Source organism: Nonomuraea basaltis, from assembly GCF_005893125.1.
In the GTDB taxonomy this organism is placed as follows: domain Bacteria; phylum Actinomycetota; class Actinomycetes; order Streptosporangiales; family Streptosporangiaceae; genus Nonomuraea; species Nonomuraea basaltis.
Map to the genome: position 1 here is coordinate 1 of NZ_VCJS01000472.1, position 3,112 is coordinate 3,112.

At 64.9% G+C, this 3,112-nt stretch carries 1 protein-coding gene; it reads right to left on the minus strand.

Annotated features, from left to right (window positions below; translation table 11 throughout):
* Positions 1 to 124: 124 nt before the first annotated feature.
* Positions 125 to 2,347 carry a tetratricopeptide repeat protein gene (locus EJK15_RS68475; RefSeq protein WP_138720800.1) on the minus strand — a complete coding sequence of 741 codons (2,223 nt, stop codon included), beginning with the start codon at positions 2,345 to 2,347 and terminating at the stop codon, positions 125 to 127.
* Positions 2,348 to 3,112: the final 765 nt, after the last annotated feature.

Below are 3,112 nucleotides of genomic sequence, written 5' to 3' on the forward strand. Positions count from 1 at the left end.
GGCTCAGCGACAGCGGTCAGGCCCAGGCCTGACCCGGCGAGCGCGCGGCGCGTGAGGCGACAACCGAGCAAGATCCTAAAAGCCGAAAATGATCTATCCGAGTCTCAACGGTTCGAGGGGATTGTCAGTTGGCGGTTTGGTAGGTGGTGATGGCTTCGTCGAAGCGGCGCACCCCTTGCAGCGTGTTGCCGAGGTTGGTCAATGCCCCGGCTTCGCCATGGTGGTCGCAGAGGTTGCGGTAGATGGTGATGGCGGTTTGGAGGGCAGTGATGGCTTCGTCGAAGCGGCGCACCTCGCGTAGGGCAATGCCCAAGCTGTTCAGTGCCCGGCCTTCGCCGTAGTGGTCGCTGAGGTTGCGGTAGATGGTGATGGCGGTTTGGTGGGCGGTGATGGCTTCGTCGAAGCGGCGCACCTCACGTAGGGCGATGCCCAGGCTGTTCAGCGTCCGACCTTCGTCATGAGGGTCGCCGAGATGCTTGCTAGCGGCTACAGCAATGGTGTTGACGGTTAAGCAATCGTCGAGCAAGCGACGGCGGGATAGATACATGTTGAGGGAAGCTGCCAGGTGGGCGGCGACATGGTGTCGTCCGGTGGCGGCAGAGACGCCTACAACAGCGACCAGGTTGGCACGTTCGGCATCGAGCCACGCCAATGCGGCATCTCGTCCGGTGGAGTGGCTAGAGACGAGCTGTCCGGGCGGGGCGTGTAGGTGGTTATCGGCGGCTTCGGCGGTGCGCAGATAGAAGTCCAGCAGCCGGTCCAGTGCTTTCTCTCGCTCGTCGTTGATTGCTTGGGCACGTCCGTGGTGGTCGGCGTAGAGGCGAATCAGATCGTGCATGCCCCAGCGCGAGGCGTCTGGGGCAGTGAGCAAATGGGCGCGGGTCAGGGCGGCCAGCTGGCGGCGGACGAGTGGTTCGGGTGAACCGGTGAGGGCGGCGGCGGCTTGGATGGAGATGTCTGGGCCGGGGTTGAGGGGCAGCAGGCGAAACAGATGGGCTTGTGCTGGCTGGTCCGATCGGAGGTGGTTGTAGGACAGGTCGAAAGCCGCCCCTACGCCCACGGGTCGGCCGTGCTGGTCGAGGTCGCCGCTGTCCAAGGCGTCCAGCCGCTGGCGGGCGTCGATGAGTTCGGCTGCCATGTCGGCTAACCGGCGCCTAGGCTCGGCGCGCAGCAGAGCGCCGATGATCTGCAACGCCAGCGGCAAACCGCCACACAGCCGGACGATTGCCGCTGCGTGCTCAGGCTCTGCGTGGGCCCGTTGGTCGGGCGCACTCACCTGTAGGGCGGTATGCAGCAAGTCGAGAGCCTCAGCCTCGGGTAGGACGGCCAGGTCGATCAGGTAGGTCGGCAGGGTCAGGGTGTGCCGGGAGGTGATCAGCAGCCGATGGCACGGCTGGGCCGGCAGCAGCGGTTCCACCTGGCCGGTGACAGCGGCATTGTCCGCCACGACCAGTACCGGCAGCTGCTGCCGGGCCCGCTCGGCCAGCACCGACCGATACAGGCTCAATTGTTCCTGATCGGTGGGCGGTAGCTCGGCGTCGCGGATGCCCATCGCGCGTAGCAATTGGCTAGCCGCGGCGGCGGCTTGTACCCGTTCGGTGGAGTCAGGGGTGTAGCCGCGTAGGTCGACGAAGAAGACTCCTCCACCGAACCAGCCCTTCCGTATCCCCTGGTGGGCGGCGACCAATGCCAGGGCGGTCTTGCCGATCCCGGCCATGCCAGCCAACGCCGCCGACACCACTAATCCTGGTTCGTCCCCGCGGGTGGGCGTCAGGAATGCCAACACCTCTTCAAGGGTGTCGCTGCGGCCAACGAAGCCAACAGGAGCAGCCGGCAGACCCGCCAGGGCCTGCGGGGCTGCGCCAGAGGTATGCAGGGTGAGGTTGCGGGCTACGGTCACTGGGGCGGTGAACACCCCGCCAACCGTGACGGTGTCATCGCCGGTACTCACTGCGCCAGAACTGTCGCCGCCGATCGCGGCTGCGCGATCCCCTTGGGCTGACGCACTTGCAGGACCGCTCACCCGCGCCGAACCCGTAGAGGCGTGCCCTACTACCATGCCGCCCGACATCATGCCAACCGCGGTCGAATCCGGTTCTGAGGAAGACACCTTGCTCGTCGCGGCGCCCACGTTCGGCCGGGCAGGAGGAAGGGGTGAGCGAAACTGTGCCCATAGCGCTACCCCGGCCACCAACAGGCCAGCGATACCGACAAACATGCTGATCACGCTGGCCCGCTTATCTAGCACATCCAGCAGCAGGCTGGGGCCCTGCTCCGAGGCGGCGAAGAAGGCGACGAGTCCCACCGCCAGCAACGCCAGCGATGCAACCGCCGCTGACCAGACCAATAAGCGCGACCATAGACGCCGGCCCGGCCCAGGCGCCTGCTGAGAAGAAGGTCCTGTCACTCCTCAAGAATGACCCAATCGCCATAAAGGAATCAGATCATGGCAAACCTGTTATCTATCGTGTCCTTCTCCGGACGTGCGCAGCGTCACGATGAGCACACGCTGTAGGAGTGCGCGCGCTACTCCGGGCTCCTAAGCGGGCTGAGCTGGGGAAACGGCCTATGGGCAGTCCGAGACACACAAGATCGTCCCTCGTATGTCCCGCAACCAGAGCGACGAGTACCGCGTCATCCTGTGGGAGAGTCCCTCGTAGATCTGGGTGATCTCCGATGCCCTGCCCGTCCACTTGAGGAAACCTGTCGATCAGGAGGCTGAGCTGGGGCTATGGTTGCGGCTGGCTCTCATCGTTTCTCGCTGCTCTCGGCCATACCACGGAACAGTGACGGAATAGAGCAGGAGGTGGCTTCATGGCGATCCCGAAGAAGGGCTCGCGGCACATCACCGTCGATGGCGCCGTACTCCGCTGGCGCGTCCGTCGTAAGCCCACGTACTGCCAGGGGAACGGTTGGGGCCCGATGACATTCGCGGTGGAACTGGCCGACCGGAAGGTGTCAAGTCAACTGAGACACGGGCGCTGTGACGTTAGCTAGGCGAGGTCCTCCTGGTCGGTGACCTGCTGCTTGTCTGTCTCGTCGGTAGGTTTGTTGATCCAGGCGGCGGCCGGCAGCTTGGGTAGCGTGGGTGTGCGGGTGAACCGCTGGGGAT